The organism is Cognatiluteimonas profundi, from assembly GCF_009792795.1.
GTDB lineage: Bacteria > Pseudomonadota > Gammaproteobacteria > Xanthomonadales > Xanthomonadaceae > Cognatiluteimonas > Cognatiluteimonas profundi.
Genome location: NZ_VKHQ01000007.1, coordinates 22254 through 35878, shown reverse-complemented (window position 1 = coordinate 35878; position 13625 = coordinate 22254). Strand labels below are relative to the sequence as shown.

Here is a 13625-nt window from a genome sequence, read left to right as displayed (position 1 = left end):
CCCGCAGGATTGGCTAGCCAGAAGACCCATCGCGCGACCGCAGACGTCAGCTCCAAAAAGTCGGCCCTGCCCCCTGATCCCCTGCGTGGACTACCGACGCGGCGCGCCCTCGGGCCGCACCCTATGGGCTGAGACCTGTTCTGGAACGCGCCCAGCATCAAGGCGACCCCGCAGGATTGGCTAGCCAGAAGACCCATCGCGCGACCGCAGACGTCAGCTCCAAAAAGTCGACTCTGACCCCTGTTTCCCTGAGTGGACTTTCGATGCGGCGCGCCTTCGGACCGCATCCTATGGGCTGAGACCTGTTCTGGAACGCGCCCAGCATCAAGGCGACCCCGCAGGATTGGCTAGCCAGAAGACCCATCGCGCGACCGCAGACGTCAGCTCCAAAAAGTCGACTCTGACCCCTGTTCCCCTCCACAACTCCTATTCCTGCTCGCTGTCCTCGGGCGGCGGCGAGCCATCACCGCGCGGCACGTTGCGAGCGGCCCACATGTTGTCCACCAGGTTCGGATACCGACGCCCTGCCTGCGCCGCGCGGGTGCGCGCTGCTTCGATCTGCAGCGCGCTCAATGGTCGAGACTTGCCCCGCTTCCGCTTGCGTTTCCACGGCGGGAGGCGGGACGGATCGATGGGTTCATGTGGCATGGCGAGAGAGTAGCAAGGCAGGCAGCTGGCCTTGAGACAAGCAAACTGACCCCATTTCGCGGTGCCTGACACTTGTATCGAGCCGAGTTGCGAAGCGGCTTCGGCATGGACGAATGGTCAGGCTGCACCGTACTGAAACACATCGTCGATTCGCGCACCGAGTGCCTGGGCGATCATGAATGCCACTTCCAGTGAAGGCGAATATTTGTTGCCCTCGATCGCGATGACCGTTTGTCTTGTAACGCCAACGAGATCCGCCAACTCCTGCTGTGTGATGGATCCATTCTTCTGACGGAGATCGCGCAGGTTATTGCTGAGTTTTCGGGTGCCCTTTCCCATCAATTGGCACCTCGATGGTAGAGGACCAGCTGCAGGGATATTTCCATCGCCTGCGCCAGGACCCAAAAGGCAAGCAGGACGTGCACGAAGGCAAAGTTTCCTGGCACCAGCAGGGCGACGCAGAGGGAACAAAAAACGCCGGTGACCAGCACGTACGATGCCAGGCGACTGCTCTTGAGTTTGATCAGGGCATCCCTCTCATCGCTCTGTATCGGACCGGCCAGTTCACGGCGGTTGGCGATCGCCAGGATGGTCTGGCCAACAATCTGAAAGATGATGAGCAGGATCAGCATTCCCACGAACGTCGCCACGTGGGTCGGTGCCACGTTTGCCAGCCGCGTGGGCAGGACGGATGCGAAGTAGATGCCGTTTGCGACGAGAAGGCTGAGCAGCAAGAGCCAGAGGCTCTTTTCACGGAAGGTGAGATTCACGACCAGCTCCAGAAGGTGGGAATGCAATGTCAAATAAACATTACATTGCGGAGCCTAGAAGGTGATCGCCACGCGTGTCAAGTATTTTTGACATCCGTGGCGGGAGATGGCGTGGTTGAGGCGGGATCATTGCCCCGGCGGCCGCACCGCGCCCCTCGGGTCGGCGCTCGTGCGATCAACCTTTGATCGACGCAATGCGGTGACGTCCCTTTAGCGGGGAGTCACTCTGGCCCCTTTTTTGTTTTTTGGAGGGTCGCCATCAAGGCTGCGGCCGTGGTGTAGCGGCCACGCTGCCGGGGAGGATCGGCACGGAAATGTCGGGCTGCACGCCGGTCAGGCTGCCCAGAAATGCCGTGATGTCGTCGACGTCCGCCGCGCTCAGCGTGGTGCCGAGCTGCGCACTCCCCATCACTTCGACGGCCTGGCGCAGGTCCCACACCGAACCGGTGTGGAAATACGGTGCCGTCAGGGTGATGTTCCGCAGCGTCGGCACTTTGAAGATGTAGTCATCTCCAGTCATACCGGTGACGGCGGACCGCCCCTTGTCACCGGGTGGCCGCATCGTGGCGCCGGGCGAGGCCACCACGCCGAACTTCGCATACATGCCGCCGCCGACGTTGATCCCGGCGTGGCATGCAGCGCAGCCCTTGTCGATGAAGCGTTTCAATCCCTGCTTCTGCACCGCCGTGAGCGCGGATGCATCGCCCTTGAGATAGCGATCGAACGGCGCGTCGGGTGTCAGCAGTCCGGCCTCGAAGACGGCGAGTGCCTTCTCGACGTTCGGCAGCGTGATCGGATCGGCCTCGCCGGGAAACGCCTTGGCAAACGCGTCGTGATAGCCCGGGACTCCCTTCAGCTGCTCGGTGACATGCGCCTTTGGCGAGGCCATCTCCACTGGGTTAACCATGGGGCCGCCGGCCTGTGCCTGCAGGTCGGCCGCACGCCCATCCCAGAATTGCGCGGTATTGAAAACGGCATTGAGAACGGTCGGCGCGTTACGCGCACCGCGCTGCCAGTGGTGGCCGATCGAGGTCGGCTGATTGTCCGTTCCGCCCAGGCCGATGTTGTGGCACGAGGCGCAGCTGATGGCGTGGCTCGCCGACAGTCGCGGATCGAAATAGAGCATGCGGCCCAGGTCGAGCTTCGCCGGGGTTGCGGCATTGCCAGGCAGGGCCGGCGCAGCGCGCGGAATCGGCTTGAACAGCGCCTGCGCGGTCGCCATCAAAGGCTCGGCGACCGGCGTGGCAGCCTTCGCTGGCGAAGCGCCGGTGGGCGCCGTGCGATCGGCAGGCGCTGGCCTGTTGCAGCCGGCGGTAGCAAGGCCCGCGACGATCAGCAGTGCAAGGACGGGACGCATCATGTCAGTGCTCCTTCCGCGAAGTAGTGGGAAACAGCCGGTCGCATCGCATGCACTGGCAGCAGCGGCAGGCGGGGCGACGTGAACGGCCGGATCCATCGGGCAACAAAGCCTGTTCCGTCGCGAACCGACGTGATTCGCCCCGCAGCGGAGTCAGGATAGGGCGCTGCCATCGCGCCTTTTATTGACGCCGATCAACTTAGTTCGATTCTTCTCCAGTCAAGTTCGACAACACATCGGCATTCCGCAACGGATGCTGGACAACGGCCCCTGCATACGGAGATACCCGCATGAAGATCCTCACCGTCCTGCTGGCCAGTGCGTGTGCACTCGGTTTGGCGGCCTGCAGCAAGTCGCCCGAATCCGCCGGCACGACCTCTACCCCCACCGCGACGCCGGCCGAGTCTCCACCGCCCGCAACCCCGGCGCCGGCATCGGCCGCTTCCCCGACACCCGTCGAGGCAGCCGCTCCCGCGCCTGCCGCCGTCTCCGCAGCCGGTGACAAGCCCGCCGCCGTGGTGAGCAACTGCTCCACCACGATCGAGGGCAACGACGCCATGCAATACAACGTCGGCTCGATCACCGTTCCCGCGTCGTGCACCGGGTTCAAGATCACGCTGACGCATACCGGCAAGATGCCCGTCGCCGCGATGGGTCACGACGTGGTGATCACGAAGGCGGCGGACATGCAGGCCGTCGCAGCCGAAGGCGCCGGCGCCGGCCTGGCGGCCAACTACCTCAAGCCGGACGACGCACGCGTCATCGCCCACACCCCGCTGGTCGGTGGCGGCCAGACCACGTCCGTGAGCGTGCCGGTGAGCAAGATCCGGGGCGATGGCCCGTACGCGTTCTTCTGCAGCTTCCCGGGTCACTCGACGGTGATGAAGGGGACGATTGCGGTCGAGTAAACACGGCAAACCGCAGTGAACCGGGGTCGCAGCGAACCGGCGAAAAGGTGTCCGGCGAAAAGGTGTCAGGGACAATCGACCCGGCGCGGTGGTCGTCCAGACCTTCGCACCGCCGCGAATCGCCCGGTTCTCTCCTGGACCCATGCATGGAACCGATCCGTGCCCAGCGCCTTCTGCTGCTGCAGGTAACGGCGTATTTCAGCGACGAGGGCCTCGGGAAGTGCCTCGTCGAACAATGCCCGGTAGGCCAATGCCCGTGCGCCCCGATCAGGACCGAGCGCCAGGTATTCCGGATGCGGCGTCAGCAACGCGCCGGATCGCCCTTCCGCATTTGCGCAGTAGCTCGACCATGGATGGTCACCCGGCTGGGCCACCATCCACGCACGGACCGGGTTGAGCTCGATATAGCGACTACAGGCCAGGAAATATCGGCTGGATTCCACCAGGCAGGCCTTGTAACGCCCTTCCCACAGCGTTCCGGTACGACCATGCCGACCGTTGAATAAACCAGCGTAATTGCGCGCAAAGGTGTGCATCAATCGCGACACCGCACCGGGCTCTTGCGGCGTCAGCAACAGGTGTACGTGATTGTTCATCAGCACATAGGCGTGCAGCTCACATCCGAACCGCACCAGCGCCTGGCTCAAGCATTGCAGGTACCGCTGGCGATCCCCATCGTCCAGGAAGCACGGCAAGCGATTGTTTCCGCGCTGTACGAGGTGTTGGGGAATGCCAGCAAGATCGTGACGGGGACATCGGGCCATGTCCGACAGCGTCGCGGATGGCCACGCACTTCAAGATCAGAGCAAGCCGCAGGTCCGCGTCATCCTCGCGCCCCGGCCAATGTGGGGAATTGTCCCTGACACCTTTTTCCTTTTTCCTTTTCCCACTATGCCAACGCGCACGTCATGCCGGCCGGAATCAGCGGCTGAATGGCGGCGGGATTGCCGACCGAAGCGGCTGCATAGACGGCGCCACGTCAAGCTGCTCTGCACGACCTTGCGGCCGCTCCGACCGCCGCATCGCTCCGCAAGAACGATCAAACGCGCTCGCCATCGCTGCGGTTACCCTGCGCGGGTCGATTCCACTGCTGGTCCACGGGATGGCTGCCGCCGAGAAAGCGCTCTGGTTCATCGAAAGCCATTACAGCGAGGATCTGTCGCTGGGCCGCATCGCCGAGGTGGCCGGCGTCTCGCCGTTCTACCTGGCGCGGCTATTCCAGGCGATGACCGGCTGCTCGGTCGTGCGCTACCTGCGCGCACGCCGGATGACGGAGGCCGCACGGCGGCTGGCCGCCGGGGCGCCGGACATCCTGGAGGTGGCGCTGGGCAGCGGGTACGGCTCGCACGAAGCATTCACGCGCGCCTTCGGCGAGCAGTTCGGCCTGAGCCCGGCGAGCGTGCGCGAGCGCGGCTCGGTGGGCGGGCTTGCGCTGGTCGAAGCCTGGCGCACCGCCAATGGCGCGGGCGTGACGCTGGATGAACCGCGTCGTGCCCGCGACGGCACGCGCCTCATCGCCGGGCTCGGCCGCCGCTACACGCCGGACACCACCCAGGGCATTCCGGCGCAGTGGCAGCGCCTGAGCCTGGACCACGCCGCCGCGCTGCCGAAACGCCGCACCGCATTCGGCGTGTTCTGCAACAGCGACGACGAAGGCAGCTTCGAGTACATCGCCGGTGTCGAGGTGCCGGGTTTCGGCGGTCTCGACCCCGCGCTCAGCACCTTGCGGCTGCCGGCGCGCGAGTACGTGGTCGCCACGCATCACGGCCATGTCTCCGGCATCCGCCGCACCTGGCAGGCGTTTGTCGGCGACTGGCTGCCGCGCTCGGGACTACGGCTGGCCGACGCGCCCGACTTCGAGAAATACAGCGCGGATTTCGACGACCGCAGCGGCATCGGCGATGTCGAGATCTGGTTGCCCCTGCAGGCGTGATCCCACCACGCCAGCATCACTAACGATGAGGATCGCAATGACCATACGGACCCGCTGCATTGCCCTGGCTGTCGCATGCCTCGGTGCCTGCCCCATGGCGCACGCCGGCGCCGTGGGCGAGACCCATCGGGTGGCGCACACGCCCAGCGCGGCGATCCGCGATGCGCGGCAGAGCGACGCGCTGCGCATCACCGTGTGGTATCCCGCGGCGGCCGGCGTCACCGAGACACCGCTGCAGATCGGGCCGCCGGACCATCCGCTGTTCGACGCAGGCCATGCCGCGGCCGATGCGCCGTTCGCGCCGGGCCGGCACCCGGTGATCCTGCTCTCGCATGGCTTCGGCGGCAGCGCGCGGATGATGGCCTGGTTCGGCACCGCGCTGGCCCGCGCCGGTGACGTGGTGATCGCGGTCGATCATCCCGGCACCAACGGCCGCGACCCGATGACGATGGCTGGCGGCCTGCTGATCTGGGACCGCGCCGTGGACCTGCGCGCGGCCCTCGATGCCAGCGCGGCCGACGGACAGATCGGACCGCACCTGGACCGGCAGCGGCTGGGCGTCGCGGGCTTTTCGCTGGGCGGACTCGCAGCCCTGGTGAGCGCCGGGGCGCGGGTCGACCTCGACCACATCATCGCGTTCTGCCACTCGCGCGCCGCCGACGCGACGTGCGCGCCGCAGTCCGAGGCGCCCGAACTGACCCTGGCCGCCCGCGAGCAGGCCCTGAAGACCCCGCAGATGGCGGCGCTGGCGACCCACGCCGGCGACGACTACGCGATCCCGGGCGTGCGCGCGGTGTTCGTGATGGCGCCGGGCGGGATCGAGGCGCTCGCCCCACCCAGCCTGCGCACGCTGGACACGCCGGTCGCCATCCTGCTCGGCGATGGCGATCCGATCGCGCCACCCGCCAGCAACGGCAGGCTCGCCGCGACCCTGCTGCCCCATGCCGCCCTGACCGTCCTCCACGGCGTCGGCCACTACGACTTCCTGGCGGACTGCACTGCAGCGGGGCTGCAGCAGCAGCCGCTGTGCCAACACCTGCGGGTGCCGCAGCAGCGCACCCACGCCGCCGCGATTGCCGCCGCGCAGGCGTTCTTCGCCAGCCATCTCGGCACGGACGGCACGGCGGACGCGGTCGATGACGCGCACGCCCCGGAATAGCGGGCGCCCATTGCAGGCTCACCATTTGATCCGGCGCCGGAATCAGCCATCCAGGCTGGACGGGGCGGCCCGCATGGGGCCAGCGGGCTGACTCGCCTGACCCCTCCTTCGCTCGACGTCACTCGCGCCTGAGGGTGCGCGCAGCGGCGGCTGCGGCCTGCAGAACGCCGATGTACGCCACGCGCGTACTTGCTGCCCGGCCTGCAGTGCTCTCCAGCCCCTCGATGTACGACGCCACCAACGTCGGCGCGTTGTATTGCTCGCCCAGCTCGCGCATCGTCCTGGCCACGGCATCGCGGAAATGCCAGTCCACGTTGACACCTGTCTCGGCTTGATTCGCAAGGTCGACGACGCGCAACACATGCGGCGTCACCAGACCGACGACTGTGGCACTCATGGTTTCATCCTGCTTTGGGCGCTTCGCAAGGCTACACAGAAAGGGGCCGGAGAAAATGGATGCTTCGAGCACATCTGTCCCCTGACCCGCTTTTTGGTTCGAACACGAGCGACAAATGAACCTGAACCCTTTGTCGCTCCTTTGTCGCTGGACGTGAGGCACTGCCTCCCACGTGACGGCGAGCGAATCCGGAGCGTACGGCGGGGTGCGGCTACGCCGAACTGATTTGTGCGTCCTGCCTGCATGGCGCCGCATCGGCAAGCTGCTGCGATTGCCTCGTGGCATTGAGCGCTTCAAGGAATCCACTCGGCAATTGCCAGGTACCCATCCAGCCTTGTCGCGTGCCTGTCAGCACACGCAGCATCTGGCCGCGCCCGCCCGGCAATCTCGACATGGGATGGAAGACCAGATCGCGGCATGCCGCCAAGCGGTGTCGATCGGACTGAAACAGTGGCGTGAGCCATCGGCTCCAGAAGTGATAGATGCCGACGTGCCGTTGGCGCTGCTTCTGGTAGCGGGCCATGGCCGCCGCGACCGTTGACTCGGCGCGCAACGCATCGCGCAGGCCCTGCGCATCCAGCAGCGCCATGTTGACGCCCTGGCCAAGCTGAGGACTCATCGCATGCGCCGAGTCGCCAAGCAGCACCGCACGACCCCGATACCAATCGCGATGTACCGCATCGCGATACCGCGCGGAAGCCAAGCCATCTGGAACCGCAGTTGCGTCCAGGCGTTCAGCGGCTTCAGGCCACAACCCGGCGACGTCGCTCCGCCAGCGCTCGCCATCGGTCGCGCTCGAACCGAGTTCGGTCACTGGAACGCTCCAGAAGAAACTCAATCGAGGGGTGGCGTCGCCTGGACGCGTCCCCACCGGCAGCATGCCAACCATGCGATGCGCGCGCACATAGCGCTGGCGCAGTTCATCGCGCCACGGCCAGTCGCCCTGCTCCACAAGGCACCATTGCGCACCCCAGGGGTACGGTCGGTCGAGCCGCGCCGGTACAACCTGCCCGCGCAATCGTGACGCAGCGCCATCCGCGACAACGATCAGGTCATACGGACCGTGCCGCTGCCCTGATGCGTCGACTAGCGTCCCGGCATCCGAATCGACGCTGACGACTTCGCAATCGACATGCATGCAGCGGCCATCGGACCAGGCTGCATCCAGCAATTCGAACAAGGCACCGCGCTGCAGCCCGAGGCCGAACAGTCGCGCGTCCAGCTCGTGATAGCGCATGTCCATGACCGGACGGCCGGACGCTGTCTGCCCGTGCAGGCGCGTGATCGGCGCGCCGTGTGCGAGCACGCCAGCCAGAAGTCCCATTTCCCATAGGACCGCGAGACCGATCGGCTGCAGGAGGAATCCCGCGCCGACGGGCCCTGGAGTCGGTGCGCGTTCGAAGACCTCGACTTGGTGGCCGTCGGCCGACAGCATCAGGGCTGTTGCTTGGCCGCCTGAGCCGTAGCCTACGATTGCAATGCTCAGTCTTTCCACCGGCCAGGTACTCACTGTAGTAATTCAACGGGAAGTGAGCCGTAGTGCAGGCATGAACCCCCGCATCACATCTCGGGCGTGCTGTCCTTGATGACATTCATCGCTTCGTCCGCTTTTCGCTGTGCCTCGCGCAGCTCAGCCTGTGACGGCTGGTGTGGTGCGACAACCGGGGGCGGCGGCGCGGTTGAAGGTTGTCGCTGAATAAGCGACACGACATTTGGCAGCGAAACAACGAGCTCATCCGTCGGCCGCGCTACAACCTGGTTACGAACTGCGGTCGGCCGATTAGCCGGGGTCGAGAAATGTCGAATGCAAGACACCAACAGGATGCAAATGCCGGCAACGACAAAGAACGCAAGTTCGCTATCCTTCTTTGCCTTCTTTTCCGGGACTCTATACGGCACACCCTGAGGGCGGGCATTGGGCATGGTCAACGAGTAGTCGCCCCAATAGTCGGAAGCTGATGGTCGCGTCCACGGCTCAATAGCCGGCTCAATTGGCCTATCGATGGATGCCTCAGATGGAAGCAATCCTGCCGAACTGAGCATCTCACGCAACTGCACGCCATCGACCATTTGAAAGTTCCGGATACTCTGTAACTTTCGCAACGCGTACGGCGTGTACTCGCCGGAATTGATGAAAATCGCGCGTGCCGCGCCCTCGGTGTGCATGACGCCAAGCAACTCATGCAAGTCATTGTGTGCGGCGACCGACTTCGTATATCGCTTGCACTGCACGACGATGTATTCATCGTCGCGATACAGCTTCAGGTCGATTCCACCGTCATATCGGCCTTTCGTCCCACCGGTGCCGCATTCAACGACACGATAACCCTGCCGCCGATAGTAATCGGCGATTAGACCTTCGAACTTGAGTGGGTCCATCCGGGAGAGTGGATCATCCCAGCGTTTCGTCGGACGGCTAAAAGGCCTTCCGCGGTATCTGCCCGACATGCTTCAGAGGCTCAAAGACTCAGGCCACAGAAAATAAGCACCGAACCTCGGACTCATGCGGAACTCCCCGCCCGCCTGTTTCCCTTTGTCGGTCAAATGTGGCTTCCCCGACTTCATCTCCAATTGGCCACCAGCGATCAGCTTGTCGGTTAACTCGAGAGTTTTCAGGCCAAGCTTGCGCGCCAACTTGGATGTCGAGAGCTTCCCAATAACGTCGGCATCTTCCGCGTCAGCGTTCGCGCCCCCATCGGGCTTTTCCTCCATGGTTGGGACACGCTCCATGGAGATTCGCACTTCGTCACTGATCCGAATGATCCGCTGCGCCTCTTCGTACGCATCGCGGTATAGGTCTCCATCCTCCGAGCGGCGGATCAGGATTCCCATCTCGTTATTGTTGACTTGGCTGAACTCATAGAGATTCAAGCTGGTCACGATGCAGAGCTCCTCGTTGAGGTAGCACTTCGCATGCAGGTTCTTGCAGAAGCTCGTGCGGATGTAGGTCAGCTCCTTGAGCCAGCTGATCTCCAGCGGCTGCAGTTCGCTCTTGCCGTAGACCATGCGCACGTCGATCTTCAGGCGATTCTTGTCCGCCAGAAGCTCTTTCATCCGGTCATTGAGCTTCAGGTATGGGCTGATCAGGATCAGGCGATCCTTTGCATCCTTGATCAATTCCTCAAGGAAATAATTGGTCGCGCTAGTGTTTAGGAACTTGGCCATGCTTTCCCCCTGACTGCCGGTCGGCCAAGTGTCCCCGAGAGACACCAGGGTGGCAAATGGCAGAAGGTCATAGAAAGTCGACTCTGACCTCTGCATTCGTGGTGCTTGTGCCCGCGTCTCTCAATACCAGAAGGTGGGCCGGCGAACAGGGGGCAGAGTACGAATCGAGAAATGTACTCTGACCCCTGCTTTTGTTGTCGAAAGCCGAGCAGTGACAGCTTCGCGAATCACCACGCACTTCAAGATCAGAGCAAGCCGCAGGTACGCATCATCCTCGCGCCTCGGCCAGTGTGGGGAATTGTCCCTGACACCTTTTCCGCCTCGGCCAGTGTGGGGAATTGTCCCTGACACCTTTTCCGTTTACGGGGGAGCTCGCGAAGGGCCGCGAGCAAGCTCATCGAGAATTAAATTAACTTTGGGATCTACACGCGCAAGAAAATCTTGCGCGCGCCTTACCCTTATCAAATTTGAACTGACGCCTTTCATCGATTTCTTCACGACCTCAAGGCGACCGTGTTTCTCCAACACTTCTCGGATGAAGTGCCACCTGGCATCTAGCAACAAGAAAGCACCTTCGTCATCACCACCTCGCTCGCGCAGATAGTGGTGACGTATCAGACGACGAATTATTCGATCGAAGAGCTCGACATACCCCGCGTCGTCAGGGGTTTCAGCAGCCGAAGCAATTACATTCTCAATGTAATCGCTAACGCGCTGCCTCCCACGAATAATCTCAGATCCCTCAAGATTACGAATTTCGATATTCTCGATCGCACCAAGGCTTGGCCCCAAGTGGGTATGCGCGTCGATCACAAGCGTATCAATTGAACTATTGGTGAGTACCAATTTCTTCAGATTCGCGCCACGCGCATCGAGACGACCGATTCGACCCTCATTAATAGTCAAATCTGGCACGCCACCCGCAAACGTCCCATCAATCACTTCAACATAATCCAGGCGATCCACGACGCCCAAGCCAGACATCATCACAAGCAACGTTCCAATATTGGCCGAGAAGCTGTCTGCGGCAGAAATCGCTGCAAACTGACGGCTAAGAAAAGCGGCGGCGCGACGCAATTCTTCGGGACGGTCTTCGAAAACTTCAGAGAACGCCTCCATATGCTCTGCACTCAAAGCAGCGCGGCGCAGAACTGAAGGCAACATCTCTTTACTTACACTTGACAAAATCGCCCCGCCGAGAAAATAGCTTCTTATCTCACTATGAGGAAAAACTCGCTTTCCCGGCTCTTCCCCGACCTCAAGGAACGCGAAACTACCCGATTTATGTATTAGCTTTCGCTGGGAAACTTCATCTAGAGACCCTTCAAAACAGTATTCTGTCATGTAGCCCAGATGCTCGACTTCTATCCAGTCTACTTCTCTCGCGCCCATTTCAAGTGCTATTTCCTGAAGTAACGAGAACAGCCTAGGCTTCAACTCTTCCGCAGTTACGCCTCCCAGTTGCTGGGCAAGCAGGACCGCTTCGCGGTGCAAAAGTTTATTAACTAGGAAACTACGGGGACCGGCATCAATGACCTCCCTCCACCCTTTCGCATCCTGCAGTTCACGCAGGAAGAATGGCCTGAGCGCATAGCTCCCTTCTGAGAGGAATTCGCTAGTCATAGGCGAATTGATATCCGAGGCCTTCCATGACGGCGACTGAGAAAGCCACTGGACGGCACTTGTCTGGCTCGGAGGGCGAACATGTAGCAGTGACAAGTCCACCTCCGAGCTATCTTTCTGTATTTTTTCCAGTAACTCCTGCTCTTCCACGAATGTATCCCGAGCAGCAAGAAGTATGGTCCCAGATGCGCCGACCTCGTTAATGAACGCGCGAAGAGCAGCCCACGAATCCTCGTATCCGTCCGCATCAACTAGCTCATCAAATCCGTCGATGGCAACTGCGAGTAAACCCCGCCTCACCAGCACCGAAACGTGCGCTGCTCGAAACGACGCAGCCAACTCTTGAGTCGACGACGCAAGAACGTCGTACAGGTTCGACAATCGTCGACCTTTGCTGCTGACATGAAGAACCGGGGGGGATGCCTTACCCTTCTCCACCCTTGCCGCCTGAGAGGCGACCAAGTTTCGTATCTGAAATGTCTTACCAACTCCCGCCGCTCCGTCGATCAGGAGCAGTCGAACCGCATCGCCTGGATGCTCAATAAAGCTGCTTAACGCACCTTCATCAGCCTGAGCGCCATTCAGAGTGAGGGTCGAAGGAATTGCTCTAGATTCTTTCTTGTGCGCACGAATTTGAGTCTTAGCCAGCTGCTGAAGATTGGCGAATTCCTCCGAAGCAAGCAGAGATCCCGCGTCTGGAAAAATTCCGCGCCGGTGCTTTGAAGTAACTTTTCCGCTGATCTGATCGATTTCATAACTAACCTGACGCCCATTCCTGAGCATTTCTATCGTTACGATTTTGGCCGTCTCCCGAACTTTAGGCTCAGTAAACGGATCGCAGAATTTTGCGACATCTTCAATATCTTTGCTAAATTTTGACACTGCATGATTCCTTTATAGACGTGCAACGAGACCCTTCACATTCACATGCTTGTTCTCATCCAACCTTGTGACGCGCAACATGTAAATTGGAAGGCCCCACTGTTCAGCAGTAAATAATCCGGGCAACAGATCGTCGTCGTCAGCAACCACCAGACCCAAGGACGCCGTCTTAATTCTCTTTTCGAAACTTGCGCTCTCCGTTCTCGTGAAACACAGGAGATCTGCAACGAGAGCCGTATCGACAAGCTTCTGTCGATCTACACCGCTGTAGTTTCGCAAGGTGTCGAAGATCGGAGATCTTGCACCTCCGCAAATCAAATCGTTTCCGAACGAGATGTCCGGGAGGAACGATGCCCTCGATGTGGTATATGGGCGAAAGTGCCGAGAAGCTTCCTCCCATATTCTTCGGTCGTCAGTAGGCGTTGTGCCACGATGCCAGCCATGATAGAGACGCGAATTTCTGACAGTGACTCGATCAGCAGGCCTAAGCCCAACCATTGCGGCGGTGATTTTCATTTGCATTTCGGTAAACAGGTCAACCACGAACGCAACTCTTGTTTTGAATGAGATTGAGTGCTCTCTTTCCACGTCCCAAGGAGGTCTTTTGAAACGACGCGCTGAATCCAGATCGATGAAGACTTGCGCCGCAATCATTTGATTTTCTGACCTCACATGTTTCTCCGATTTCCCCCACCCACCTCATACAACGCATGATTGATCGGCCCCCGGCTGTGCGTCATCACCGCCTCCATCAAACTCGCGAACACATTCCGCCCTTAGCGC

Annotated in this window: 14 protein-coding genes; 3 read left to right on the top strand and 11 right to left on the bottom strand. The window is 61.4% G+C overall.

Translation table 11 applies throughout. The annotated features are described in order from the left end of the window. Positions 1–426: 426 nt before the first annotated feature. The 4 genes from GST15_RS12195 to GST15_RS12180 form a co-directional block, all read right to left on the bottom strand. A complete protein-coding gene (locus GST15_RS12195) occupies positions 427–633 on the bottom strand; it encodes a hypothetical protein (protein ID WP_159017595.1) in 207 nt (68 codons plus the stop codon). Positions 634–765: 132 nt separating this feature from the next. After that, positions 766–987, bottom strand: a complete 222-nt coding sequence (locus tag GST15_RS12190) for a helix-turn-helix transcriptional regulator (protein ID WP_159017591.1) — start codon at positions 985–987, stop codon at positions 766–768. Next, complete coding sequence (locus GST15_RS12185; RefSeq protein WP_159017590.1) at positions 987–1418, bottom strand: hypothetical protein; 432 nt, start codon at positions 1416–1418, stop codon at positions 987–989. The genes GST15_RS12190 and GST15_RS12185 overlap by 1 nt, the downstream gene beginning before the upstream one ends. 259 nt (positions 1419–1677) lie before the next feature. Then, positions 1678–2640 (bottom strand): cytochrome-c peroxidase, encoded by a 963-nt coding sequence (locus GST15_RS12180; RefSeq protein WP_233263182.1) that lies wholly within the window; start codon positions 2638–2640, stop codon positions 1678–1680. Positions 2641–3065: 425 nt separating this feature from the next. On the opposite strand from GST15_RS12180, the gene azu reads away from it, so the two are divergent. After that, the gene (azu, locus tag GST15_RS12175) at positions 3066–3683 is read left to right on the top strand and encodes an azurin (protein ID WP_159017589.1); all 618 of its coding nucleotides are present in this window, start codon (positions 3066–3068) and stop codon (positions 3681–3683) included. A 65-nt stretch (positions 3684–3748) separates the two neighbouring features. Here azu and GST15_RS12170 read toward each other — a convergent pair whose 3' ends face one another. Continuing rightward, positions 3749–4447 carry a transposase gene (locus GST15_RS12170; protein WP_159017588.1) on the bottom strand — a complete coding sequence of 233 codons (699 nt, stop codon included), beginning with the start codon at positions 4445–4447 and terminating at the stop codon, positions 3749–3751. A gap of 338 nt (positions 4448–4785) precedes the next feature. Here GST15_RS12170 and GST15_RS12165 point away from each other — a divergent pair, with 338 nt between their 5' ends. Then, the gene (locus GST15_RS12165) at positions 4786–5616 is read left to right on the top strand and encodes an AraC family transcriptional regulator (protein ID WP_159017587.1); all 831 of its coding nucleotides are present in this window, start codon (positions 4786–4788) and stop codon (positions 5614–5616) included. Positions 5617–5710: 94 nt separating this feature from the next. Further along, positions 5711–6775 (top strand): alpha/beta hydrolase family protein, encoded by a 1065-nt coding sequence (locus GST15_RS12925; protein WP_159017586.1) that lies wholly within the window; start codon positions 5711–5713, stop codon positions 6773–6775. A gap of 118 nt (positions 6776–6893) precedes the next feature. Here the strand turns inward: GST15_RS12925 and GST15_RS12155 are convergent, their stop codons facing one another. The 6 genes from GST15_RS12155 to GST15_RS12130 all read right to left on the bottom strand — a co-directional run bounded on the left by GST15_RS12155 (position 6894) and on the right by GST15_RS12130 (position 13496). Continuing rightward, positions 6894–7172, bottom strand: a complete 279-nt coding sequence (locus GST15_RS12155) for a hypothetical protein (protein ID WP_159017585.1) — start codon at positions 7170–7172, stop codon at positions 6894–6896. Between the two features lie 211 nt (positions 7173–7383). Further along, positions 7384–8667, bottom strand: coding sequence for an FAD-dependent oxidoreductase (locus GST15_RS12150; RefSeq protein WP_159017584.1), 1284 nt, complete (start codon positions 8665–8667; stop codon positions 7384–7386). A 65-nt stretch (positions 8668–8732) separates the two neighbouring features. Continuing rightward, entirely contained in the window at positions 8733–9551 is an 819-nt protein-coding gene (locus GST15_RS12145) for a restriction endonuclease (RefSeq protein ID WP_159017583.1), read from the bottom strand. Positions 9552–9623: 72 nt separating this feature from the next. After that, complete coding sequence (locus GST15_RS12140) at positions 9624–10337, bottom strand: phospholipase D family protein (protein WP_159017582.1); 714 nt, start codon at positions 10335–10337, stop codon at positions 9624–9626. Positions 10338–10697: 360 nt separating this feature from the next. Continuing rightward, the gene (locus tag GST15_RS12135; protein WP_159017581.1) at positions 10698–12842 is read right to left on the bottom strand and encodes an NACHT domain-containing protein; all 2145 of its coding nucleotides are present in this window, start codon (positions 12840–12842) and stop codon (positions 10698–10700) included. Between the two features lie 12 nt (positions 12843–12854). Further along, positions 12855–13496 carry a hypothetical protein gene (locus GST15_RS12130; RefSeq protein WP_159017580.1) on the bottom strand — a complete coding sequence of 214 codons (642 nt, stop codon included), beginning with the start codon at positions 13494–13496 and terminating at the stop codon, positions 12855–12857. Positions 13497–13625 lie beyond the last annotated feature (129 nt).

Coding starts and splice junctions, on each gene's coding strand:
- GST15_RS12180 (WP_233263182.1), bottom strand. CDS start 2,640: ATGGCGACCGCGCAGGCGCTGTTCAAGCCGATTCCGCGCGCTGCGCCG.
- GST15_RS12190 (WP_159017591.1), bottom strand. CDS start 987: ATGGGAAAGGGCACCCGAAAACTCAGCAATAACCTGCGCGATCTCCGT.
- GST15_RS12130 (WP_159017580.1), bottom strand. CDS start 13,496: ATGATTGCGGCGCAAGTCTTCATCGATCTGGATTCAGCGCGTCGTTTC.
- azu (WP_159017589.1), top strand. CDS start 3,066: ATGAAGATCCTCACCGTCCTGCTGGCCAGTGCGTGTGCACTCGGTTTG.
- GST15_RS12140 (WP_159017582.1), bottom strand. CDS start 10,337: ATGGCCAAGTTCCTAAACACTAGCGCGACCAATTATTTCCTTGAGGAA.
- GST15_RS12170 (WP_159017588.1), bottom strand. CDS start 4,447: ATGGCCCGATGTCCCCGTCACGATCTTGCTGGCATTCCCCAACACCTC.
- GST15_RS12925 (WP_159017586.1), top strand. CDS start 5,711: ATGGCGCACGCCGGCGCCGTGGGCGAGACCCATCGGGTGGCGCACACG.
- GST15_RS12165 (WP_159017587.1), top strand. CDS start 4,786: ATGGCTGCCGCCGAGAAAGCGCTCTGGTTCATCGAAAGCCATTACAGC.
- GST15_RS12155 (WP_159017585.1), bottom strand. CDS start 7,172: ATGAGTGCCACAGTCGTCGGTCTGGTGACGCCGCATGTGTTGCGCGTC.
- GST15_RS12145 (WP_159017583.1), bottom strand. CDS start 9,551: ATGGACCCACTCAAGTTCGAAGGTCTAATCGCCGATTACTATCGGCGG.